This is a genomic window from Gemmata sp. SH-PL17 (genome assembly GCF_001610855.1).
In the GTDB taxonomy this organism is placed as follows: Bacteria; Planctomycetota; Planctomycetia; order Gemmatales; family Gemmataceae; genus Gemmata; species Gemmata massiliana.
In genome coordinates this window covers 6,566,146-6,589,248 of record NZ_CP011271.1, presented here as the reverse complement: position 1 = coordinate 6,589,248, position 23,103 = coordinate 6,566,146, and the positions used below count along the sequence as shown (strand labels likewise).

Here is a 23,103-nt window from a genome sequence, read left to right as displayed (position 1 = left end):
GGCACCTCCGCGAATATTCGACGACACACGCGACAAATCTCGCCGGATCAGGACGCTTCTTCTTTTAGCAGCGATTTCGCGCTGCTGTCGCGCGTGTCTTCGAGCCACGCCACGTTCCCACTCTCCGCGAACCGCTTCACGCCGATCTGCTTAATGGCCGCGTCCGGCACCACGCTGAGCGGGGTGTAGCGCGGGTGGTGGCTCTCCTTGTAGGGGTCGTTGGCCCGTGCGTTGTAACAGCAGATCATCGCCCAGCGCGGGTTATCGCTCTTGTTCTGGTCGCTGCGGTGTAGCAGGTTCGAGTGGAAGAACAGCGCGTCGCCGGGTTCCATCAGAACGTATTCGAGCGGGAACTGGTCGGGGCGCTTCAGCAGTTCCTCGACGCGCTCCCGGTCCGCGCCGGCCTGCTCGCCGGTCAGAACGTGGTTGATGCGCCCCGCGTGGTGCGAGTTCCGGATCACTTGCAGGCAGCCGTTCTCTTTCGTGCAGGGATCGACCGCAATAAACACGCTGGTGAGATTCGGGGTGAGCACACCGTTCTGGTACCAGTAGCCGTAGTCCTGGTGCCACGCCCACGCGCCGCCCACCTTCGCGTCCTTCAGGATCATTTTCGAGTGGTAGTGGTACACCTCGCCGCCGAGTAGCTTCTCGGCACTGCGCACGATGCGTTCGCACCGGGCGAACATGCCGTAAATGCCGTCGCCGGGGTGGTTCCACAGTGACAACCGCACCACGCCCCCCTCGCCGTCGGCGCGCCCGAACGAGCGCTTGTCGAGTTCGTTGTCTTCTTTCGCGGAGCGCTTCAGCAGATCGATCTCTTCCGCGTCGAAGAACCCGCGGGCGAGGTGGAATCCTGTGGCGTGGTACTCGCGGGCCGCGGCATCGGAGAGGATCGCGGGCATTGTTCGCTCCCGGCAAAAGGGGTTCGATTCTCGTCGCGCTTGCGGTTACCATATCCCAAATTCGGCCCTCCCCCAACCCGCCAGTTGACACCATGCGAACAGTTCTGCTTTCTCTCCCGCTCCTTCTGACCGCGTCCGCGAGCGCTGCCGATCTTCCCCCGGCCGACAAACCGATCCCGACCCGGGACGCGGCGAAGGCCATGACCGTGCCCGACGGCTTCAAGGTCACGCTGTTCGCGGGCGAACCGGACGTGGTGCAGCCCATCGCGTTCACGTTCGACGACCGCGGGCGGATGTGGGTGGTCGAGTGCCTCAGTTACCCGATCTGGTCGAAGGACGGGAAGGGGAAGGACCGCGTCGTCATCCTCGAAGACACGGACGGCGACGGTGTTCACGACAAGAAGACCGTGTTCTTCGACAACGGATCGAACCTCTCCGGCATCGAACTCGGGTTCGGGGGCGTGTGGCTCTGCTCGTCGCCGAACTTGCTGTTCGTCCCGATTCTTGAGGGCGACAAGCCGGGCAAGCCGGAGGTGAAGCTCGACGGATGGAACATGATCGACACGAAGCACAACATCTTCAACTCGCTCGTGTGGGGGCCGGACGGCTGGCTCTACGGCTGCAACGGCATCCAGGCGAAGGCGTGGGTCGGCGCGCCGGGCACGCCGAAGGACAAGCGCACCTACATCGATTGCGGCGTGTGGCGCTACCACCCCACGAACAAGCGGTTTGAAGCGGTCGCGCACGGCACCACGAACCCGTTCGGCCTCGACTTCGACGACCACGGCGAACTGTTCATCACGAACTGCGTGATCGACCACCTGTTCCATTTCGTCCCCGGCGGGCACTACCAGCGCATGTACGGCCAGGACGCGAACCCGCACGCCTACGGGCTGATGAAGAGTTGCGTGGACTACAAGCACTGGGCCGGCGGCGACTGGACCAGTTCGCGCGGCACCGGCGTGGGCGGGAAGCCCGAGCACTCCGACGCAGGCGGCGGGCACGCGCACAGCGGGGCGGCGATTTACCTCGCGGACAACTTCCCGAAGGAGTACCGCAACACGCTGTTCACCGCGAACATTCACGGCAACCGGCTCAACAACGACGGACTCGAACGCACGGCGAGCGGCATGAAGGGCGTCCGGCGCCCGGACTTCCTGTTCGCGAACGACTCGTGGTTCCGCGGCATCTGCGTGAAGACCGGACCCGAGGGCGGGCTGTACGTCAGCGACTGGTGCGACACGGGCGAGTGCCACAACTACGACAAGGCCGACACCACCAACGGGCGCATCTACCGCGTCGTGTACAAGAACGCGAACCCACTGAAAGCCGACATCTCAAAACTCACCGACGCGGAACTGGTAAAGCTACAACTGTCGCCGAACGACTGGCTCGTGCGGAAAGCCCGTCGCGTACTTCAGGAGCGCGCCGCGGCCGGGAAGCTGGAGAAAGCAACTCCGGACGCACTGCGGAAGATCCTGAAGGACGAGAAGGAGGTTCCGAAGCGACTGCGGGCGCTGTGGGCGCTCGTGGCAACGGGACGCGCGAACCTGGAAGACGCGGCCGTGCTCGTCGCGACCGACGACGTGTCCCTCCGCTCGTGGGGCTTCCGCTGTGGGCTCGCCTGCGACGGCCCCCGGGGAGCGGAGTCAATCGTCCCGCTCCTCAACGCACTGGAGGGAGAACGCTCTGAGTTCGTCTTGTTAAACGTCACCGCGGCGATCGCTCAGGCCGGACGGACGGACGCGGGGGCGTCGCGTGCGCGGGGGTGTGCCAAAATTCTGGCCGAGAAGCTGACGGCGAAGTCGGCACCGCAACTGGCGCTGGCGGTCTGGTACCGCCTTGCAGACGACTTGGCTATCCCTCTGGATGACGGGCAACTGGTCACGACCATGTGCGAGACCAGCAGCCCGCTCATCTGGCGGAGCGTGGTGCGCCTGCTGTTGAGCGGGCCGGACGACCAGATGAACCGTGAAGTGCCCCGGCTCATCGAGCTGCTCAGTAACGTCAACCAGCCGCTCACGTTTCCGTCCATCATTAGCCCGCCCGGTCTGACCCGTGAAACGCTGGCCGCGATGCGCGACGTGCTTTCCGGGCGGCAAAACGTCAAGCTGCCGGCCAACTGGCCCGAGGCCCGCAAGCAGATACTGAAGCAAGCAACAGGTGAGGTGACGCGCGAGGTCGAGGCGCTCTCCGTCCTGTTCGGCGACAAGGACGCGATCGCGACACTCCTGAAGCGCGTCACCGACACGAGCGCGAAGCCCGACGAGCGCCGAGCCGCGGTCGAACTGCTCGCGCCGCGGAAGCTCCCCGACTTCGCGAAGGCGCTGCAAAACCTCCTTGATGACGCAGCCCTCCGCGGCACTGCGATTCGCGCGCTCGCGAGCTTCCCCGACGCCGGTACGCCGGCCGCGCTCATCAAGGCGTACCCGAAGCTCACGCCCGAGGAGAAGGCCGACGCGGTGCAAACGCTCGCCGCGCGCGTCGGCTTCGCGAAGGAACTCCTCGACTCCGTCGAGAAGGGCACGATTCCGCGCGCGGATGTTCCGGTAGTGACGGCCCGGCAAGTGCTCGCGCTCAACGACAAGGCACTCTCTGAACGGCTGGAAAAAGTGTGGGGGAAAATCACCCCGGTCGCGAAAGAGCGCGCGGCCCTGATGAAGAAGTGGAAGGACGTGCTCACTGAGGACACGGTCAAAAAGGCCGATGTCGCCAACGGTCGGGCGCTGTTCACGAAGAACTGTGCGTCGTGCCACAAGATGTTCGGCGAGGGGCAGGCGGTGGGGCCGGAACTGACCGGGTCGCAGCGCTCGAACCTCGACTACGTGCTCGAAAACGTCCTCGACCCCAGCGCGGTGGTGCCGAACGAGTACCGGATGGTGAACTTTGTCCTCGCCGACGACCGCGTGGTGAGCGGGATCGTGCTGCGCGAAACGAAGGACGCGGTCACCGTGCGCACCGTGAACGACACGCTCACCGTCCCGGTCGCGGACATCGTCGCGCGCAAGCAAACGGCACTGTCGATCATGCCCGAGGGCCTGTTCGACGCGATGAAGCCCGACGAGGTGCGCGACCTGATCGCGTACCTGCGTGCGAAGGAACAAGTACCGGTTCCCAAGAAGTAGCCCGTTCCCGCGCGGTGCGCATCCGATACGCACCGCGCCACTCTGACCCCTACCCACTCTATGCTCACGCGCGTTCTCGCTGCCACCGTTCTCGCGCTCACCATAACGCCGTTACTCCCCGCCGAGCGCCCGACCCCACAAGCCGGTAAAGCCGGACGTTCGGAAACTGTTGCGGCTAACGGGATGGTCGCAACGAGCCACCCGCTCGCGGCCCAAATCGGGCTCGACGTGCTGAAAAACGGCGGCAACGCGGTGGACGCCGCGATCGCGACCAACGCCGCGATGGGCCTCATGGAGCCGACCTCCTGTGGCATCGGCGGCGACCTCTACGCGATCGTCTGGGACGCGAAGACGCAGAAACTCTACGGCCTGAACGCGAGCGGGCGCGCCCCGGGCCGGGCCACACTCGCGTACTTCCGAGACAAGCAGCTGACGGACATCCCCACGTCTGGGCCGCTGTCGTGGTCCGTGCCCGGGTGCGTGGACGGCTGGGACCAGTTGCGCCAGAAGTTCGGCACCAAGAGCTTCAAGGAGTTGCTCGCGCCGAGCATCGGTTACGCCGAGAGGGGCGTGCCGGTGCCGGAGGTGATCGCTGGGCACTGGAAGTCGGTCAACAAGATGCGCGACCCGGGGATGCGCGAAACGTTCCTGATCCGCGATGGCGCCCAGCTCCGCTCTCCGAACGCGGGCGAGGTGTTCAAGAACCCGGCTCTCGCGCGCTCGTACACGCTCATTGCGGAAAACGGGCGCGATGCTTATTACAAGGGGCCGATCGCGGAACAACTGGTCGCGCTCTCAGATAAAGTCGGCGGGCTCTTCGCACTGAAGGACTTCGCCGACCATAAGTCCGAGTGGGTCGACCCGGTCAAAACGACGTACCGCGGGTACGACGTGTGGGAACTCCCGCCGCCCGGTCAGGGCATCGCCGCGCTCCAGATGCTGAACCTGCTCGAACCGCACGACCTCAAGAAGATGGGGCCGGAATCGGCCGATTACTGGCACCTGCTCGTCGAGGCGAAGAAACTCGCGTTCGCGGACCGGGCGAAGTTCTACGCCGACCCCGTGTTCGCGAAGGTACCTGTGACCGAACTCGTCTCCAAGGAGTACGCCGCGACGCGCGCCAAGCTCCTCGACCCGAAGCACGCGCTCACCAACGTCCCCGCGGGCGACCCGAAGCTCAGCACGTCGGAAACGATTTACCTCACGGTGGTGGACAAGGACCGCAACTGCGTGTCGCTGATCCAGAGCAACTACAGCGGCTTCGGCTCGGGGCTGTCCGCGCCGGGCACGGGGTTCGGCATCCAGAACCGCGGGTGCCTGTTCGCGCTCGACGAGGCCCACGCGAACAAGCTCGAACCGGGCAAGCGCCCGTTCCACACGATCATCCCGGCGATGGTGACGAAGGGCGGCAAACCGTGGTTCACGTTCGGCGTGATGGGCGGCGACATGCAGCCGCAGGGCCACGCGCAGGTGCTCGTGAACCTCATCGACTTCGGCATGAACGTGCAGGCCGCCGGCGAAGCGCCGCGCGTGGAGCACGTCGGCAGTGCGACTCCGACCGGCACCGCGGAGAAACCGAAGGGCGGCACGATCAAAGCCGAGATCGGGATTCCCGACGAAGTGGTCAAAGAACTGGAGCGCCGCGGGCACGTCGTGGAGCGAGTGAAGGTGAACAGCGGCGGTTACCAGGGCATCCTGATCGACCCGAAGACCGGCGTGCTGCACGGGGCAGCGAATCACGTAAAGACGGCGCCGCGGTGGGATATTGAGTGCGTCGCGGTGCGGAGCTGTTCATCGCAGAGCGCGCGAAGAGTTTTTCACCGCAGAGGGCACGAGAGGGCGCGGAGAAGAAGCAAAGCCGAACGAATCACGGCCGCTCGTGCCTCTTCTCTGCGCTCTCCGCGCCCTCTGCGGTGAATCGTCTTCGCGCGACTACTCTTTGCCCAGCACCAAATCGACGACCCAGCACCCACGAACGTGTGGCCCGGGACCGCGGCAGTGGCTCAGAATGTCGGTGCAATCACAGCCCGCGTCCTGGAGCGCATCAGCCAGAATGGGCATCGCGGAGAAATCACGCGACTCGTACATTTGGGATGCGAGTGCGATCGCGGTGGGAGTGTGCCACGAAGGGGAGAATTTGACCGGTTCGCGTGGCCCGTACACATCAAGCCACAATTTCCACTGAACACCTGTTTTTCACCCTCCATTAGATCCAAGGCATATCCCGTTGGATTGAAGTTCGGGTCCATCAGTTCACCATTTGAGACCGCAACCCACGGCAATACGGCCATCGCCGCACGTTCCTTGTCGCTGAACTCGTCGCTATTCTCTGCCTCCCACGCAGCGAACTCTGCTATCCCACGTGCGGTTTGTAATTCCGCATCTGTGAGTAACCCGTCAGCGTGTCGCTCGGCCGCATCAATAGCAGCCCGGCTCCGCTCATCCACCAGCAGCGGCAGGAGTTCGAGGTAACAAGCGATAACAAAGAGGCGGCGCTTACGTGCTCCGCGATTCCATTCCCACCTCTCTAATTCGTTCGTGCTGAACTCGCAAGTTCGCCAATCAAAGATCCAATCCGCTTCGATCATCGGTCACTTGGGTGGAGTTGTTCGCAGGTACTCGCACGGCTTCAGTCGATGGACCGCGTAGCGGTTCTGCTTGGTCGATTCAAATCCGTTCGGCCGGCCCTTGTAGTTCCCGGTCGGGTCCACCTGATGGCACCACCCGTCACCGGGGAACTCGGTGACCCAAACGAGCGTGTCCCCCTCGAACTTGAAAATCGTCGGCAGAACGGCCACGCGCCCCCGCTCCCCCCGACTGAGGATGTCCATCCGCCACACGTCCCGGGATATGTCGATCGTGGCCCCACCGAACATTCGGCCGGTCACCAACTCACCCGTAATCTGCCAGTTCTCTACCTCGCCCGCCCCGAACTTCCAACCGAGCGGTCCGTCGGGATCTTTCTTCCCGGCCACGACCTTACCGATCTCGTACCAGCAGGTGCCGAACAACCGCTTCTGCACTTCTTCGGCGGTCGGGGGAAGTGGCTTCGGAACGGGCGCAGCGGAAGCAAGTCCGCACCCGACCAACCAATCCGGGCCGGCCAGCCACGCTTGATCGGCCCGGTGCGTGACCACACCACCCACTACCGCGAGCAGTACGACACCGGCGATCCGGAACGAGTGCGACACGTCCGCCTCCGGAGCCTGCGCTCCTGATGATTTGGGCGGATTTATCATCCCCGAACGTTGTGACCGTTGCAATTTGGTTCAGCCGGTCACTTCGTGAGTTTCCCGAAGTCGATCACATTGCCGTCGGCCGGCATGATAGCTTTGATCATTTCGTCCAGGTCGTAGTCCTTCTTGAAGCGCATCACGGACCCGTCGCACATGCCGACATGGAAGTCACCGTCGAACAGCCCGCCGAGCTTCGGGAGCGGGCGCTTCTCGGCGAACGGCAGGTCGACCGGCCGGGACCAGATCACCGGATCACCCGCTTCCACCACGAACACCGTGTTCACGGTGCCGTCCGTGATGCTGGCCGGAAACGTGGGCGCGTTTTTCGAGCCGTACAGCGCGCCCTCCCCGAAGAACGTCTGGTAGAAGGTTTCGCCGGCCTTCGCCTTCACGCGCACCGGCGCGTAGAGCTTCGGCATCTTCTCGATGAGTTTCTTGTTGTGGTCGCTGTCCCACGGTTCATCGAGCTTGAACGCCTTGTAGAGGTTGTCTTGCTCGATGTACGGCAGGATCGCGACGCGCCAACTCAGCAGCGGTCGGCCGTCCTTGTCCGTGATGTTCATCGGCATCCGGCCGTTGTTCGCGTCGGAGCTGTTGATGACCGCGAGCATGATCTGTTTCAGGTTGTTCTGCGAGGTCTCCAGTTCCTTCTTGGTCGGCTCGCCGGCCGCCATCGGCCGCACCGCGAATACTCCCGCGATCAGCGCCAACGCGATCGCGCGTAACCAGAACGTGCGCATCATGAACCTCGGTTGTGAAGGAGATGTACTGCGACGATTCACAGACCCGCGCGAACAGCCCGTGCCAGAAAAGAGTTTTGACAGGATTAACAGGATTGACCGGATTTAAAACAGGCACCCAGGTTTCGTGATACCGGTATTGCGTACTGTTTTCTAAATCCTGTTCATCCTGTCAATAACTTTCCTGTGACTCACTTCTGGAGTTTCCGCGTGTCGACGGGTTGGGCGTCATCGGGCATGATGACTTTCTTCATTTCGTCTACGTCGAAGTCTTTTTTGACGCGGAAAACGGAGCCGTCGCCGAGCAGGACGTGGAACGAACCGCCGAACAGCCCGCCGAGTTTGGGTAGCGGTTGTTTGGCGCCAAATGGGAGGTCGTCGGGCTTCGACCAAATCACCGGATCGCCCGCCTCAACGACCAGCGCCGTGTTAGATAGGCCGTCCGGGACCGCGTTGAGTTTGTAGCTCGATCCCTTCTCGTTGAAGAGCGCCCCCTTCCCGACGAACCGCTGGTAGAAGGTTTCACCGGCCTTCGCCTTCACGCGGACGGGGGCGTAAATCTTGGGCATCTTCGCGACGAGCTTCTTGTTGTGGGCGCTGTCCCAGGGCTCGTCGAGTTTGAACTCCTTGTACAGATCCTCCGCGTCGAGGTACGGCAGCAGCGCCACGCGCCAGCTCAGCAGCGCCCGACCGTCCTTGTCGGTGATGTCATCGACCCACTGGAATTCGTGTGAGTCGCTGTACCCGTGGAACCCGAGCCCGATTTGCTTGAGGTTCTGTAGCGCCGCTTCGAGTTCCTTCGGCGTCGGCTCATCGGGCGCCGGCGCGGACCAACCTACCACGCCCCCAAGGAATACGAGCACCAGGGCGAGGGATCTTGCGGGCATTGCGAACCTCCGAGTGCGAGTCGGGCTACAGTTTCCCCTTGAAGAAGACGGCGCCCAACGGAGGCAGATTCAGCGACACGGAATATTTTTGGCCGTGCAGCGGCTGGAACTCCGCGTACACGCTACCCGAGTTTCCGACGTTGCTCCCGCCGTACACCCCGGCATCCGTGTTCAGCACTTCGGTCCACGCACCCGGCCCCGGCACGCCCACGCGGTAGTTGTGGCGCGGGATCGGCGTGAAGTTGTAAACGATGACGATGATGTCGTCGCCCTTCCCCTTGCGCATGCAGGAGATGACGCTGTTCGCGGCGTCGGTGCAGTCGATCCACTCGAACCCGCCGGGCTGGTTGTCCAGTTCGTGCAGCGCGGGTTCGGCCGCGTACAGCTTGTTCAGGTCGCGCACCACCCCCTGCACACCCTTGTGAGGGGTGAATTTCAAAAGGTGCCAGTCGATGCTCTGGTCGTGCCGCCACTCCTGGCGCTGGGCGATCTCGTCGCCCATGAAGATGAGCTTCTTGCCGGTCATGCCCCACTGGTAGGCGAAGAGGAGGCGCATGCCCGCGTACTTCTGCCACTCGTCGCCGGCCATCTTGTCCCAGAGCGGCCCCTTGCCCTGCACCACCTCGTCGTGCGAGAGTGGCATCACGAAGCTCTCGTTGTAGGCGTAGAGCATGCGGAACGTGAGGTCGTTCTGGTGGTGCTTCCGGTGGACCGGGTCCATCATGAAGTACTTGAGCGTGTCGTGCATCCAGCCCATGTCCCACTTGTACCCGAATCCGAGCCCGCCGACGTAAGTGGGGCGCGACACCATCGGCCACGCGGTCGATTCCTCCGCGAACGTCTGCACGTCCGGGAAGTGCTTGTACACTTCCTCGTTGAACCGGCGCAGGAAGTTCACCGCGTCGATGTTCTCGCGCCCGCCGTATTGGTTCGGCACCCACTCGCCCGCCTTGCGCGAGTAGTCCAGGTACAGCATGGACGCGACCGCGTCGACCCGCAGCCCGTCGATGTGGTACTTGTCGAGCCAGAACATCGCGGACGAGAGCAGGAAGCTGCGCACCTCGTGCCGGCTGTAGTTGAAGACGTAGCTGCCCCAGTCCGGGTGGAACCCCTGTTTGGCGTCCGCGTGCTCGAAGAGGGCGGTCCCGTCGAACCGCGACAGCGCCCAGGCGTCGGTCGCGAAGTGGCTTGGCACCCAGTCGAGGATCACCGCGACGCCGTGCTGGTGCAACGTGTCCACGAGAAACATCAGGTCTTGCGGCGTCCCGTACCGACTGGTCGCGGCGAAGTACCCGGTCGTCTGGTACCCCCACGACGCGAAGAACGGGTGCTCCGTGATCGGCAGCAGTTCGACGTGCGTGAACCCCATGTCCTGGCAGTACGCCGCGAGCTTCGGGGCGATGTCGCGGTAGTTCAGCGAGTGGTACGGCGGGTCGGCCTCGCGCATCCACGACCCGAGGTGGACTTCGTAAATGCTCACCGGTTTGTCGTGCGCGCCCTTCGACTTGCGCTTCGCCATCCAGTCGGCGTCGCTCCACTGGTAGCCCAGATCCCAGGTCACCGCGGCGGCCTTCGGCGGGATCTCGCAGGTGAACGCGAACGGGTCCGTCTTCTCGGCGATGAACCCGCCGGGCGCGGCGACGTGGTACTTGTAACAGGAACCCGTCTTCACACCCGCGATGAACCCGCCCCACACGCCCGACGAACCCACGGCGCGCAGCGGGTTCTTCCCGCGGTCCCACCCGTTGAAGTCGCCGACCACGCTGACGTAGTCCGCGTTCGGCGCCCACACCGAGAAGTGGTACCCGCTCGCCCCGTTCACGGTCGCGGGGTGCGAACCGAGTTTGTCGTAGAGCCGGAGGTGACTGCCCTCGTTAAAGAGGTACATGTCCTGCGGACCGAACCAGCCGTACTCGCCGGGAGCAGAGGGATTGGGCGCTGCGGGCGCGGGGTCCGAGCCGAACGGCAGGAACTTGGACGTTTCGCCGGCGTGACTCATTGATGACCCTAGCACGATTGAGAGTGTGAGGAGATAAGGAAGAAGTACCGGATTCGCGGCCCAACCGCCAGTCGCGCGGGCGCGCTTCAAGGTAAGAAGTGCAGTCGTTGCAACGATTGTGCCGCGCGCAGGCGAAGATCGGAAAAGAGTTGCAGAGAACTGAGGGCGGAGAACAGAACCGCGGATCACGCAGATTACGGGGATCAGACAGCAGTGTTTTGTAGCCCCGGTAGGGGCGCAGGCGTGTAGCCAGGGGTGAAGCAACGCGCGCAACCCCTGGCGCGATTCGTCGTAACGAGCGCACTTCAAAATACTGGAAATCTCAGAACGCCGGAGATCTCCAAACCAAAACGTCGGGGTTCGCGGGAGCCCGCCAGGTTCGACAAGGTGAGTGCGCGGGAGCGGATCGCGCGAAAACGAAATGTCGGGGTTCGCGGGAGCGGATCGCATCGAAAACGAAACGTCGGGGTTCGCGGGAGCCCGCCAGGGGTTGCGCTTCGCTCCACCCCTGGCTACTCGCTTTCGCCCCTATCGGGGCTAAAAATCAAGTATGCATTCTTTTCGTGTCGGATCCGCGTTATCGGCGTGATCCGCGGCTCTGTTCTCGGCCTTCTATGGCCGATGCCTGCCCTGTTCTCCCTCATGGCACGAGTCCGGGCGTAAAATGTGTTCATCGGAGTAACACCCATGACACTTACGAGCGGACAAGTCGCGAAACGGGCCGGGGTCGGAGTGGAGACGCTCCGGTTCTACGAGCGCGAGGGGCTGTTGCCCGAACCCGCTCGGCGCGCGTCCGGGTACCGCCAGTACCCGGAGTGTACTGTCGAGCGGGTGGAGTTCATTCGCCGCGCCCAGCTCCTCGGGTTCCAACTCAAAGACATCAAGGAACTGCTCGCGCTGCGCGACGACCCGGGCGCCGACCGCCAGGACGTGCGGGCGAAGGCGGTGGCGAAGCTGGCCGACATCGACCAGCGCATCCGCGACCTGGAAGCGATGCGCGAGGCGCTCACGCAGCTCGTCGCGACCTGCCACGGATCGGGGCCGGCGGGCGGCTGCCCGATCATTACTGCAATCGCCCAAACGCGAGACACGGTAAGTGATTCTGTGTGAAATCGTCACTTTCCCCTCACCTCCTACTTGACTCCGTACTTAGGTACGGGCTGTAAACTTTGAACGGTGAGACACGATCCGTTCGGAGTAACGCGCCATGAACCCCCACGACCATAACAGCGAGAAACGCCCCTCGTTTTCTTTGTCGCTCGTAGCGGAATCGGCGGTCGATCCCGTGTGCGGAATGACCGTCGACCCATCCACGGCGGCCGGTTCCGCCACTCATGCGGGCACGACGTACCACTTTTGCAGCCGGCACTGCCTCGTGAAGTTCGAGGCCGATCCCGTCCGGTACACGACTTCCACGCACGCTCCCGAAGCGCACTCGTGCTGTGGTGGGGCGAAGACCGCGCATCAGCACTCACCCGCACCAACGGACCCGACGGGGACCGCAAAGTACACCTGTCCGATGCACCCCGAGGTGGTGAACGACGGCCCCGGTACCTGTCCCAAGTGCGGGATGGCGCTGGAGCCGATGATCCCGCAAGCGGGCGAAGAGGACGATTCGGAACTGCGCGACATGCGCCGGCGGTTCGTGATCGCGGGCGTGCTCACGCTTCCCGTGTTCGTCCTCGCGATGCTCCCGATGATTCCGGGGGTGCATTTACCACACGGCCTGATGCTGGCCGCGAACTGGATCGGGTTCGTGCTGTCCACGCCGGTCGTGTTCTGGGCCGGGTGGCCGTTCTTCGTGCGGGCGGCGCAAGCACTGCGTCACCGGTCCGCGAACATGTTCACGCTCATTGTGCTGGGCACCAGCGCGGCCTGGGTGTACAGCGCGGTTGCGACCCTGGCTGCGGACGTGTTCCCGACCGAATTCACCGACGCTCACGGTACGATCCCGACGTACTTCGAGGCCGCTGCCGTCATTGTGACACTCGTGTTGCTGGGACAGGTACTCGAACTCCGCGCCCGACGCAGCACCGGTGCCGCGATTCGGGCGCTCCTGGCTCTCGCTCCCGCTACCGCCCGGCGCATCAGCCCGAACGGCGCGGAGGAGGACGTTCCGCTCAGTCACGTTCACGTCGGCGACAAACTGCGCGTGCGCCCCGGTGAAAAGGTTCCCGTGGACGGGACCGTGGCCGAAGGCTCGGGCGTGGTGGACGAATCGATGCTCACGGGCGAGCCGATCCCGGTGCCGAAACAGCCCAGCGACACAGTGACCGGCGGAACCGTGAACACCACCGGGTCGTTCGTGATGGCCGCGACCGAAGTGGGCGGTGGAACAGTTCTTGCGCGTATTGTTCGGCTGGTGGGCGAAGCACAACGGAGCCGCGCACCGGTGCAGAAACTCGCCGACCGCGTGGCCGCGTGGTTCGTTCCGGCGGTCGTCGGGTGCGCGATCGTCACGTTTGCGCTGTGGGCACTGTTCGGCCCGCAACCGGCCCTGACTTATGCCCTCGTGAACGCCGTCGCGGTACTCATCATCGCGTGCCCGTGCGCACTCGGGCTGGCAGCCCCGATGTCGGTCACGGTCGGTGTCGGGCGCGGGGCTTCGGCCGGCGTGCTGATCCGTTCGGCCGATGTTCTGGAACGCATGGAGAAAGTGGACACGGTGGTAGTGGACAAGACCGGCACCCTCACCGAAGGCAAACCGCGGCTGGTCACGCTACTCCCCGCACGCGAGTTCACCGAAATTGAACTCCTGCGGCTCGCGGCCGGGCTGGAACGCGGGAGCGAGCACCCGCTCGCCGCAGCGATCCTGAAGGGCGCGCAAGACCGTGTCGTCACGCCGGCCGCGGTCGAGGGTTTCGAGTCGGTGGCTGGGAAGGGCGTGCGGGGCCGCGTTGCGGATCGGCGCGTCGCGCTCGGTAATCGGGCGATGATGGAAGCGGAAGGGATTCGCGATCTGGGCAGTTTCGCGACGCGGGCCGAAGATCTGCGCCGCGACGGGCAAACGGTCGTGTTCGTCGCAGTGGATGGGCAAGTGGCCGGTGCCATTGGTGTGGCCGATCCCATCAAAGCCACAACGCCCGACGCGGTGAAAACCCTGCACGCGGCGGGCGTTCGGGTGGTCATGCTAACCGGGGACAACCGCACTACCGCCGACGCGGTCGCGAAGAAGCTCGGGATCGATGAGGTGATTGCCGACGTTCTCCCGGAGCAGAAAGTCGAAGCGGTTCGCCGGCTCCGCGCTGAAGGGCGCGTAGTCGCGATGGCCGGTGACGGGGTGAACGACGCCCCGGCTCTGGCGACAGCGGACGTGGGCATCGCGATGGGCACCGGCACCGATGTGGCGATGGAATCGGCCGGGGTGACGCTGGTGAAAGGTGACCTGCGGGGCATCGCGAAGGCGCGAACTCTGAGCGCGGCCATGATGCGGAACATTCGGCAAAACCTGATGTTCGCGTTCGCCTATAACCTGCTCGGCGTTCCGGTCGCGGCCGGCGCCCTGTACCCGGTGTTCGGGCTTCTCCTGAACCCAATGATTGCAGCCGCAGCGATGAGCCTGAGTTCCGTGTCCGTGATCGCGAACGCGCTCCGGTTACGGGCGGTCAAATTGTAACTGACACGGACCGTCAGACAGTTTGGGCTACCGGGAGCGGACTGGCCGTCTTCAGAATGTTCAGTTGCTGGAGGGCGGCCCCGTCCGCGGTGCCGGGGAAGAGCGTTCGGTTGAACAGGTGGTTGGCCAAGAAACTCCCCGCGTCGCAACTCAGCCCCCGCCGTTTCGCGATTGGGCCACTCCGCGCCACCCGATCACCTGAGCGATGGGGACGTCGAGGGTCAGTACCTCGTGAGTATTGATGTTGGCCGTGGTGATGACCCCGGGTAGCGCGATATCGTCTTCCGGGAGCGCGTCCGGCAAATAGATCCCGTCGCCGGCGCGGATGAATACGGCGTAGATGTACCGGGGCCAGCCGCCCCCGGTGACAGCGGTCGGGTGCGCGGCCCCGCCCCGGGTCGCGTAGTTCGCCGCTACATCCACTTGTGTCGTGGTAGTCACGGTGTTCTTCGTCCCGCCACCGTCCATGATTGTGGGTTTCGTGCTGGTTGGGCTGGATATGTAGCGGTGCAGCCCCCCGGCTTGAAGGATCATTGCCGGTGGTCGGTTATCCCCGTGAAACGCGATGAGGTCGCGGGTCGTGGTTACCAGATTGTTGAACCGCTTCCAGCTCCCGAGCTTGTTCTTGTTCATCACGCCGAGCTTCCGCAGAATGCGCTTCATCGCTTCGCCCTCACGAGTTGGTGTTGTTTCATTGGTGCCACCGTCATTACGGCGATTCGCGTCGCACTCTTTCAGCCGATAGACACGGAGCCAACGCGCGAGTTGATTGAAGCCCTCTGCGCCGTTCGGCCGATATTGTCCCAATGCGCACAGATAACACTCCCACATTCACTCCCGGACCGACCCCGAACTCGGTGCGTGCACCCGACGGTACGGTTCGCACAGTCCCCGAAGGCTGGGTACTCGTGCTACCTGGGGACGCTGGACTCACGCGCCGAATCCGTGCCGCGGGTGAGAGCTGGTCCGTCGCGGAGAAGCGGGGGCGGAAAGTGTTCTCGCGCGGAGTTTGGGCGCCGGCCGCGACCGTTGAGTCACTGAAAACCGAACTCGAAGCCGAGCGCTCCACGGAAACCTACGCGCGCCGCAAGAAGGCCGACGCCGGGCGCCGCGAAAAGGCCCAGACCGAGTACGTCGAGGAGTTCTGGCTCGCGGTTCGCGCATTTCTGAAGTTCCCCGCGCTGCACGCGGACCTCGCCGACCGACTTGCACGTGCGGTGGCCGACCACGCCACGCCCGTCGGGAGCGGGACCGTCGCGCGCACCACGCGAATCCCCGTGGAGCAGCGTGCCGAGGCCGCCGTCATCGCATGGATGCGGCACCAGACAACCGCTTACGATTCCATGACCATCCCGCGCGTGAAGGGGAAGCGCCGGGAGATTCGGCGCATGCTCGCGCGCCGGTCACAGGAATTGCTCGACCGCTACCGCAAGGGCGAACCCGCTCCGGACAACTGCCCGCTCCGAAAGGCGCTGGGCGAGCCGCCACAATCCGGCGCCGCGTAAGCTTCGGGTGCGGATTCGAGTATAACGGCGTGCAGAGTGTCGCCCGAATTCACTGCACGTCGAGGACGCGATGGAATACCGTCAGTTGGGCCGGTCGGGGTTCAAAGTTCCGGTACTCAGCCTGGGCACCGGGACGTTCGGCGGGGGCAATGAGTTCTTCAAGGCGTGGGGCGACACCGATGCGAAAGGCGCATCGCACCTCATCGACGTGTGCCTTGACGCCGGGCTGACGATGTTCGACTCGGCCGATATCTACTCGAACGGTTTGGCGGAAGAAGTGCTCGGGGCCGCGATCAAGGGCCGGCGCGACAAGGTGCTCATCTCCACGAAGGCCACGTTCCGGTTCGGCGATGGCCCGAACAACGTCGGCTCGTCCCGGTTCCACCTCATCCGCTCGTGCGAAGCGCAACTGAAGCGCCTGGGCACCGATTACATCGACCTCTACCAGATGCACGGCTTCGACGCGACCACGCCGGTGGAAGAAACGCTCTCGGCGCTCGACGACTTGGTTCGCGCCGGGAAGATCCGCTACATCGGGTGCTCGAACTTCTCTGGCTGGCACCTGATGAAATCGCTGGCCACTTCAGACTGCTACGGCTGGTCGCGGTACGTCGCGCACCAAGCGTACTATTCGCTGGTGGGGCGCGACTACGAGTGGGAACTGATGCCGCTCGGGATCGACCAGGGCGTCGGGGCAGTGGTGTGGAGCCCGCTCGGGTGGGGCCGACTCACAGGCAAGATGCGTCGCGGGCAGGCACTCCCAAAGACGAGCCGCTTGAACAGCCAGATCAGCAACGAGAAGGGACCGCCGGTCGACGACGAGTACGTGTACAAGGTCGTGGACGCACTCGACGTGGTGGCGAAGGAGACGGGCAAGACGGTCCCGCAAGTCGCGCTCAACTGGTTGCTCCAGCGCCCCACGGTGGCGACCGTCATCATCGGCGCACGCGACGAACAACAACTGCGCGACAACCTCGGTGCAGTGGGCTGGAACCTGACCCCGGCCCAGGTCGCCAAGCTCGACGCGGCCAGTGCGGTGACACTCGCGTACCCCTACTGGCACCAGCGCGGGTTCGTCGAACGCAACCCGTCGCCGGTCGGGTAAGGGGCGAAGGAAAGCCGAAATCCGCCACGGATGAACACAGAAAGCACGGATCAAGACGGTGATCGAAAGGCAGAGAACAGAGCCGCGGATCACGCCGATAACGCGGATCAGACACGAGAATGATTTTGGCTCATGAGGCATCAGGGGTGCACTGGTCTACCCTACGCGCTTGGTAGTGGTTAGGCTCGCTCCAGTACCGGCGCGCACCGGGGCCGCACCCGGCGGGCCGTCGAGTCGGACACCCCGAACAGGAACCCGAGCACCTCGTTGGTCGGGTTCCGGCGCAACCCAATGACGGTCAACAGCAGTTGGTCCGCGGTGCACAGGTCGAAGTTGTCGCACCCACCGACGGCCCGCTGTCGGTCGGGTCGCTCGAGACTCTTGCGGTGCCCCGCCTCGACCGCCGGAACCAGGTCCGCAGCCAGCGCGTCGAACACCGCTACGGGCAACCCCGTCAGGTGCTCAAACACGATCGGGTGCTTTCGCAGGTGGTCCAGACGCGCGATCATCGGGGCATCCACGAGGGGCAGGTTCGTACACCTACACTACGAATTCGCACCTATCGTGAATGCGGTCTATTGGGGCCTGACAAGTTTCTTTGCTTGATCTTGTTGATCCTGTTAATCCTGTCAAAACTCTTCACTGCCTCAATACGTTCGGAGACGCCCATGCTGATCGGTTACGTCAGCGACGAGCGGTTCGTTGCGCTGCCCGATGTGGTACTGGAGTTCATCGGCGCCTCGGGCGAGTCGTGGGACGTGCGGTCGCGCGCGTCCGGGGCGGTTCACCTCGATTTGCCGCCCGACAAGTACCGCGTGGTGCTTCAAAAGTCGGGGTACGGCGCGAAGTTCAGCCGAGTCACGGTGCCCGGCCCCACACCGCACCACTTCCGGCTGCTCTCCGACGGGTTGCTCGGGTATGCCTGGCCGAAGTGGGTACGTAGCGGGGAACCGTCCGAGTTCCGCGTTCACTCGATCGAGCCGTACAAGCTCGAACTGTGGCGATACGGTTGGCGGCCCGAGTTCGTGCGGGCGCTCGGCTGGCACGACGAACACGGTCCGCGTGCCGTGATGCAAATTACACCCGACGGCGATTACACGCAGACCGGCGCGGAGTGGAACAAGGTCGGCTACGCGAACTCGGTGCATTCGCAGCACGTCGCGGGGCCGGCGCGGAGCGGGCTGTACTACTTTCGGGCCTCGACCGCGAGCGGACGGCAATTCAGCTTCCCGTGGATCGTCGCACCGGCGCGCCCCACCGCGAAGATGGCGGTGCTCGCGTCGAACTTCACCTGGAACGCTTACAACAACTTCGGCGGGCGCAGTAACTACATCCACGCGGACGGCCTCCCCCCAACGCCCACGATCAATGCCCGCGCGGAACTGAAGCGTTACTCCGACTCGGGGTTCTTTACGTGGGGCGCGGATCAGTACCCGCCGCTCTCGTTCGACCGGCCCGAACCGTTCAACCACATCGACTTCGCGGAGCAGATCACGGACCCGATCGGGGGCCGACAAGCGTGCCACCTCGCGCCGGCGGAATGGCGGCTCCTCGGTTGGCTCGAACGGCAGGGGTTCGCTTACGACTACTTCGCCGAAACGCAGCTCGACGACGGCACGCTCGATCTGTCGCAGTACCGCGTTCTTGTGCTCGCGGTTCACCCCGAATATTGGACGCCGCGCATGTACGCGCGCGTGAAGCGGTGGGTGTTCGAGGAAGGCGGGCGGCTCGTATACCTCGGTGGCAACGGGCTGAACTGCGCGGTGGAGCTGCTCCCCACAGGGGCCGTACTTCACCATAACGGAACGATCGCGGGATTGGATGTCGCGGGCCTGGGCGGGTACGAGAGCCGCTACGCGATGCGCCACGAATCCGAAGCGAATCTCTTGGGCTGCGTGTTCACCCCCGCGGGCGCCATGACCGGCGCGCCGTACCGCGTGCTGGACGCATCGCATTGGGCCTTTGCGGGTACGGGCCTGAAGACCGGCGACACGTTCGGCGAGAAGTGTTTACACATGCGTTGCCCGGGTGGTGCGTCCGGGCACGAAACGGACAAGGCGTCGCCGCACTCACCGAACAACGCGCAAGTCATCGCGCGAGGGCTCAACCCCGACAACGGCGGCGCCGACATGCTCACCTTTAACACGCCCTCGGGCGGCGAGGTGTTCTCCGTCGGCTCGATCAACTTCGTCGCGTCGCTGCCGGTGGATGAAACCGTTTCGCGCATCACCGAGAACGTGCTCCGTCGGTTTCTGTCGTAAACCAGTCTTGCAGAGCACAGCCTGCTGTAAACGGTTTGGCCACGTCACCGTGGTTAGGCGGTGTGGAGTTTGGCCAGTTCAGCCACACGGAAGCGGCTGTGGAAGTGCTCACCGTCCCAGGCCACGCCGCCCGGTCGGAAACACCACGGCCAGTACGGGTCTTTGGGGAGCTGGAAGCACACACTGCCCCAACCGATCAGGAAGTCCCGCCAGTTCGCGCCGAGTGGGTGCCCGTTATCGCCCGAACCTCCGTCCATCCAGTCGTGCTGGTCGAAGACGACCGGGCACCCGGGGGCGCCCAAGTCCAGGCAAATCGCGTCGCCGTTCTCCTCCGCGATAATCGGTAGCCAGTGCCACATCCGGGCCGCGGTGTGTTTTGCCAGGGCGGAGTCTTTCGTATGAGGGAAGCCGTACTCCTCGGCTCGCTCGGGGGAGTAAAGCACGAGCCTCCGCCAGCCGGTGTACATTTTAACGAGGGACGATAGCGACGGGACCGGGAGGCTTCCCCACGGCGTCTTGGGGTCGCCGGAGTCAGACTCCCAGAAGAATGAGAACCCGTCCCCGACAGTTTGATAAAACTCTCGAAGTTCGGCCGGCAAGCGGATCTTCATTGCGGCTTCGGCAGACGCCAGTGCTTCGTCGGTGGCCGGTTCACCGGAAGCGGCTTGGTAAGGTATCCCCAGTTCGTCCAAGTGGCCAAAGACCGTTTTCAAGAGACTCGGATAATCCACTTCGCACTCCCGTGGACGAACTGCTGATTCACTCGGCCGAGCAATCTCCACAAAGGTTACGGCGCCCCGGTCCACTCACCGGAGGTCAGTGCGCCACTTCTCCGCTTGGCAAAAGAGAGTTGAGCAAGACTTGAACGATTCCACCAGTCGCACCGCCTCCGCGCCCCGGGAAGTCACTACCAGTGACTTCCCGGGGGCGCGGAGGCCGGCAACAGAAGAACATTCAATGATTCGATGCCCTTGGCTATAACACGCGCCGTCCCGTTCGCTACGCCACAATGACGTGTGGCTTACGATCGTCCGGCACATCGGCGCGGCGAATCAGCGTGTACACCATCCACGGCACGTTACCGATCCCGAACAGCACGAAGTGCAGGTTCGCCGTCACCGGGTTCTCGACCGACCAGCCGAAGTGGACCTCCGGCACGCCGCCCGTTTTCGCGAGTTCGAGCGCGCACGCGGCCACCGCGTGCGCCACCGAGCAACAGCGCGTGATGTGGATCACCACGCGCCCCTCTTCGCGCGCGATCCGCACCAGCGGGCGCTGGTTGAAATCGCTCGGGTCGGCCACTTCCGCCAACACGAACATGATCGGCAGCGTACCGGGGATGCGGTGCCGCGTGCGGACCTCGATCTCCCGCGCCCGGAGGTCGTGCTTGCCTGGTCGGAGCGGCACCAGGATCGGCAGATCGGCCGCCATCAGGCGCTCCCACTCGTGCTCGGTCACCTTGTCCGCGAACTCGAACGCCTCGAACCGGAACTCGGTACTGCGCCACGCCCGACTGATAACGGACAGCACCAGCACCAGGGCAACAAACGCCCCCGCGACCACAGCACCCACGGGCCGCGTCCACGCGACCAGGATCGTACACGCGCCGAACGTGGCCAGCGCGAGCAGGAACACCGGCGGCACGCGGAGTGCTTTGCGCCACTCGCGTGCGGTTCGGCGCTGCCACACGTCCACGGTCGCGGCGAGCGCGGCGAACGCGAAGAGCGCGAGCACGGCCGTGAGGTACGCGGCGCGGTGGGCGTCGATGTCGGTCGCGTAGTACGCGATGAGCACGAACTTCAGCGCGAGGAACAGGTACGCCAGCACCCCGAGCTTCACCGACCAACTGAACTCCATCCCGAGCCGGTTCAAGTACGGCGGAATCCACGACGCCAGCGTGAGCGCGAAGCTCAGCCCCGCGAGCGCGAGAATCGCGACCGTGGCGGCTCGTAAGCGGTACCGAACGCCAACCCGAGCGCGGGGTTCATTTCGGTCGCCGGTTGGCCGTCGGAGAGCGCCCCGCCGTGCGCGAGGTACGCGAGCGAGCGGTACTTCGCTTGGCCGTTCACTTCCTGGGCGCCCGGCGGGATCAGTACCGTCGTTACGAGTGTGGACGTGAGCAGGTACGCGGACATCGTGATCGCTGCGAGCGTGAGCAAGAGTCGCGTGTTGCGGATCACCCCGCGGGGTTTCTGCGGATCGTCGTCTTTCCGCCCGCGAACGAGCGGCATCGCCATCAGCGTTAGCTCGAACCCGCTCAGCCCGAGGCACAGCGCGGGAACCAGCGGAATGCACGCGCCGAGCAGTGCGCCCCAACCACCGGGGGAAGGTGCTTCGGCCCCCGGGCGCCCGTTCCCGCTCCACACGTCGGCCCACCACGACGCGATCAACTTCGGGTGGTCCACCAGATACGCGACACCGCTCCCGATCACGACGAGCGTCATCGCGAGGTACACGAGAACCGTGAGCGCGGCGAGCCGGATGAAGTTCCGCGTGTACCCGCGAAAGAAGAGCAGACCCGTCGCCGTGCTCAAAACGAGAATGACGAGCGACACGACCGTTTGCCGGTGCCACAGGCCGTCGGACCGTTGTTTCGCCCAATCGGGCAGCCCGGCGCGCGCGCCGTCGCCCCAGCGCGTGGCGTCGTCGAGCGCCTGCTGCCATTGGGGGTGCGGGTTGAACGTGAGGTGCTCGGCCGCGGTCGCGGTGGAGAACGTCCGCGTGAACACGAGGTCCACCGCGCCGAACGCGAGCAACACGAGCAGGAGCAGCTTCCCGAACCACCCCGGGACGACGCGCTCCAGGAGCGCGGTGGACCCGCCGCCGTGGGGCGATCGGCCCGCGATGTAGCAGTAAACGGGGAGCGCAAACCCGAGCGTGACGAGCGCGATCAGCACCGTCACGAGCGGCGCCAGCCGGCCCGCCGCGCCGAACGCGATCGAGGGCTGGTACGCGAGCGTACTGAGGTAGTCCAACCCGATGACGCACAGCACCCACGGCCACGCGGCGCGGAACGGGGCCGGCGCGGGGACCGGAGGGTCCGCGTTGGCGTTGGCGGGTTGCGGGGGAGGTCCGTCGGGCGGCTCCCCCGGTCTAGATGGGGGTTCGGAGCGACTACTGGGGGGGTCGGCCGATTCGCCAGAAAGGACGTCGGGAGCGGGCATTGTTGCCTCCAAGCCGGCCGAAGAAGGTGGGCAAAGTGTCTGAGCGTGTGGCCGGCTTGGACCCTATTTTACGCATTATGCCATTGCGAAATGCACGAATTCACAAAAAACTCACGCACAGATAGGAGTCAATTAAAATTCAATGACAAGACACATATAAGCCAAACACCCGCGTATAGTCAAATAGCCCCGATTCAAAATTTGTAAGAGAACGGGGTTTCCAGCCACGAACGCGGAGGGTGGAACATGAGTGCAGAAGTACTCACCACAAGTGTAGGGTTGCCAGTTGCAGCCGATCTGGGCACGAAGATCGCGATGACCGCACAGGTTCAAGCCGCGAATACAGCCATTGCCGGGGTCGCCGGAACGGTAGTCGGCGCCGGTCACGCAGCAGTCGCGGGCACTGTTGCCACGGCCGTGGCCCTCGCGCCAATAGCTGTCCCGGTAGCTATTGTGGCCGGAACGTTTTGGTTACTTGACGAAATATTTGGCTAAAATCCGGACCAATTGTGTCTTGTGATATTCGGTGAGCAACCTCTGTTTCGGGTGGGGTACGACGCCCC

The 23,103-nt window shown here is 64.3% G+C and carries 18 protein-coding genes and 1 pseudogene; 8 read left to right on the top strand and 11 right to left on the bottom strand.

Annotation, left to right across the window (positions count from 1 at the left end; genetic code table 11):
* Positions 1-47: 47 nt before the first annotated feature.
* A complete protein-coding gene (locus VT84_RS27165; protein ID WP_082841707.1) occupies positions 48-902 on the bottom strand; it encodes a phytanoyl-CoA dioxygenase family protein in 855 nt (284 codons plus the stop codon).
* Positions 903-994: 92 nt separating this feature from the next.
* On the opposite strand from VT84_RS27165, the gene VT84_RS27160 reads away from it, so the two are divergent.
* A complete protein-coding gene (locus VT84_RS27160) occupies positions 995-4,027 on the top strand; it encodes a PVC-type heme-binding CxxCH protein (RefSeq protein ID WP_082841706.1) in 3,033 nt (1,010 codons plus the stop codon).
* Between the two features lie 60 nt (positions 4,028-4,087).
* A pseudogene (gene ggt / locus VT84_RS27155) lies at positions 4,088-5,796 on the top strand (gamma-glutamyltransferase).
* 163 nt (positions 5,797-5,959) lie between these two features.
* Here the strand turns inward: ggt and VT84_RS27150 are convergent.
* From VT84_RS27150 to glgB, 5 genes are all read right to left on the bottom strand, one after another.
* Positions 5,960-6,190 carry a hypothetical protein gene (locus tag VT84_RS27150; protein ID WP_204249845.1) on the bottom strand — a complete coding sequence of 77 codons (231 nt, stop codon included), beginning with the start codon at positions 6,188-6,190 and terminating at the stop codon, positions 5,960-5,962.
* Between the two features lie 428 nt (positions 6,191-6,618).
* The gene (locus tag VT84_RS27145) at positions 6,619-7,218 is read right to left on the bottom strand and encodes a hypothetical protein (RefSeq protein WP_082841704.1); all 600 of its coding nucleotides are present in this window, start codon (positions 7,216-7,218) and stop codon (positions 6,619-6,621) included.
* A gap of 86 nt (positions 7,219-7,304) precedes the next feature.
* Positions 7,305-8,006, bottom strand: a complete 702-nt coding sequence (locus tag VT84_RS27140) for a DUF1559 domain-containing protein (protein WP_157469867.1) — start codon at positions 8,004-8,006, stop codon at positions 7,305-7,307.
* A gap of 188 nt (positions 8,007-8,194) precedes the next feature.
* The gene (locus tag VT84_RS27135) at positions 8,195-8,890 is read right to left on the bottom strand and encodes a DUF1559 domain-containing protein (RefSeq protein WP_082841702.1); all 696 of its coding nucleotides are present in this window, start codon (positions 8,888-8,890) and stop codon (positions 8,195-8,197) included.
* Between the two features lie 25 nt (positions 8,891-8,915).
* The gene (glgB, locus tag VT84_RS27130) at positions 8,916-10,889 is read right to left on the bottom strand and encodes a 1,4-alpha-glucan branching protein GlgB (protein WP_082841701.1); all 1,974 of its coding nucleotides are present in this window, start codon (positions 10,887-10,889) and stop codon (positions 8,916-8,918) included.
* Positions 10,890-11,576: 687 nt separating this feature from the next.
* Between glgB and VT84_RS27125 the strand changes: the two genes are divergently transcribed.
* Entirely contained in the window at positions 11,577-11,999 is a 423-nt protein-coding gene (locus tag VT84_RS27125) for a heavy metal-responsive transcriptional regulator (RefSeq protein ID WP_082841700.1), read from the top strand.
* Between the two features lie 97 nt (positions 12,000-12,096).
* Positions 12,097-14,505 (top strand): heavy metal translocating P-type ATPase, encoded by a 2,409-nt coding sequence (locus VT84_RS27120; protein WP_082841699.1) that lies wholly within the window; start codon positions 12,097-12,099, stop codon positions 14,503-14,505.
* Between the two features lie 150 nt (positions 14,506-14,655).
* Here the strand turns inward: VT84_RS27120 and VT84_RS27115 are convergent, their stop codons facing one another.
* On the bottom strand, positions 14,656-15,168 hold the full coding sequence (locus VT84_RS27115) for a hypothetical protein (RefSeq protein ID WP_082841698.1): 513 nt from the start codon (positions 15,166-15,168) through the stop codon (positions 14,656-14,658).
* Between the two features lie 143 nt (positions 15,169-15,311).
* Between VT84_RS27115 and VT84_RS27110 the strand changes: the two genes are divergently transcribed.
* Both VT84_RS27110 and VT84_RS27105 read left to right on the top strand, forming a co-directional pair.
* Complete coding sequence (locus VT84_RS27110) at positions 15,312-16,010, top strand: DUF2293 domain-containing protein (protein ID WP_082841697.1); 699 nt, start codon at positions 15,312-15,314, stop codon at positions 16,008-16,010.
* Between the two features lie 70 nt (positions 16,011-16,080).
* Positions 16,081-17,115, top strand: a complete 1,035-nt coding sequence (locus VT84_RS27105; protein WP_082841696.1) for an aldo/keto reductase — start codon at positions 16,081-16,083, stop codon at positions 17,113-17,115.
* 179 nt (positions 17,116-17,294) lie between these two features.
* Here VT84_RS27105 and VT84_RS27100 read toward each other — a convergent pair whose 3' ends face one another.
* Positions 17,295-17,624 carry a helix-turn-helix domain-containing protein gene (locus VT84_RS27100; RefSeq protein WP_239465482.1) on the bottom strand — a complete coding sequence of 110 codons (330 nt, stop codon included), beginning with the start codon at positions 17,622-17,624 and terminating at the stop codon, positions 17,295-17,297.
* 159 nt (positions 17,625-17,783) lie between these two features.
* Here VT84_RS27100 and VT84_RS27095 point away from each other — a divergent pair, with 159 nt between their 5' ends.
* Positions 17,784-19,376, top strand: coding sequence for a N,N-dimethylformamidase beta subunit family domain-containing protein (locus tag VT84_RS27095; RefSeq protein ID WP_082841695.1), 1,593 nt, complete (start codon positions 17,784-17,786; stop codon positions 19,374-19,376).
* A gap of 53 nt (positions 19,377-19,429) precedes the next feature.
* Here the strand turns inward: VT84_RS27095 and VT84_RS27090 are convergent, their stop codons facing one another.
* The 3 genes from VT84_RS27090 to VT84_RS27080 form a co-directional block, all read right to left on the bottom strand.
* On the bottom strand, positions 19,430-20,107 hold the full coding sequence (locus VT84_RS27090; protein ID WP_082841694.1) for an SMI1/KNR4 family protein: 678 nt from the start codon (positions 20,105-20,107) through the stop codon (positions 19,430-19,432).
* A gap of 268 nt (positions 20,108-20,375) precedes the next feature.
* Positions 20,376-21,248: a hypothetical protein gene (locus tag VT84_RS27085; protein WP_157469863.1), complete on the bottom strand. Its 873-nt coding sequence runs from the start codon at positions 21,246-21,248 to the stop codon at positions 20,376-20,378.
* A 38-nt stretch (positions 21,249-21,286) separates the two neighbouring features.
* The gene (locus tag VT84_RS27080) at positions 21,287-22,540 is read right to left on the bottom strand and encodes a hypothetical protein (RefSeq protein ID WP_157469861.1); all 1,254 of its coding nucleotides are present in this window, start codon (positions 22,538-22,540) and stop codon (positions 21,287-21,289) included.
* A 246-nt stretch (positions 22,541-22,786) separates the two neighbouring features.
* Here VT84_RS27080 and VT84_RS27075 point away from each other — a divergent pair, with 246 nt between their 5' ends.
* Positions 22,787-23,035, top strand: a complete 249-nt coding sequence (locus VT84_RS27075; protein WP_052555706.1) for a hypothetical protein — start codon at positions 22,787-22,789, stop codon at positions 23,033-23,035.
* Positions 23,036-23,103: the final 68 nt, after the last annotated feature.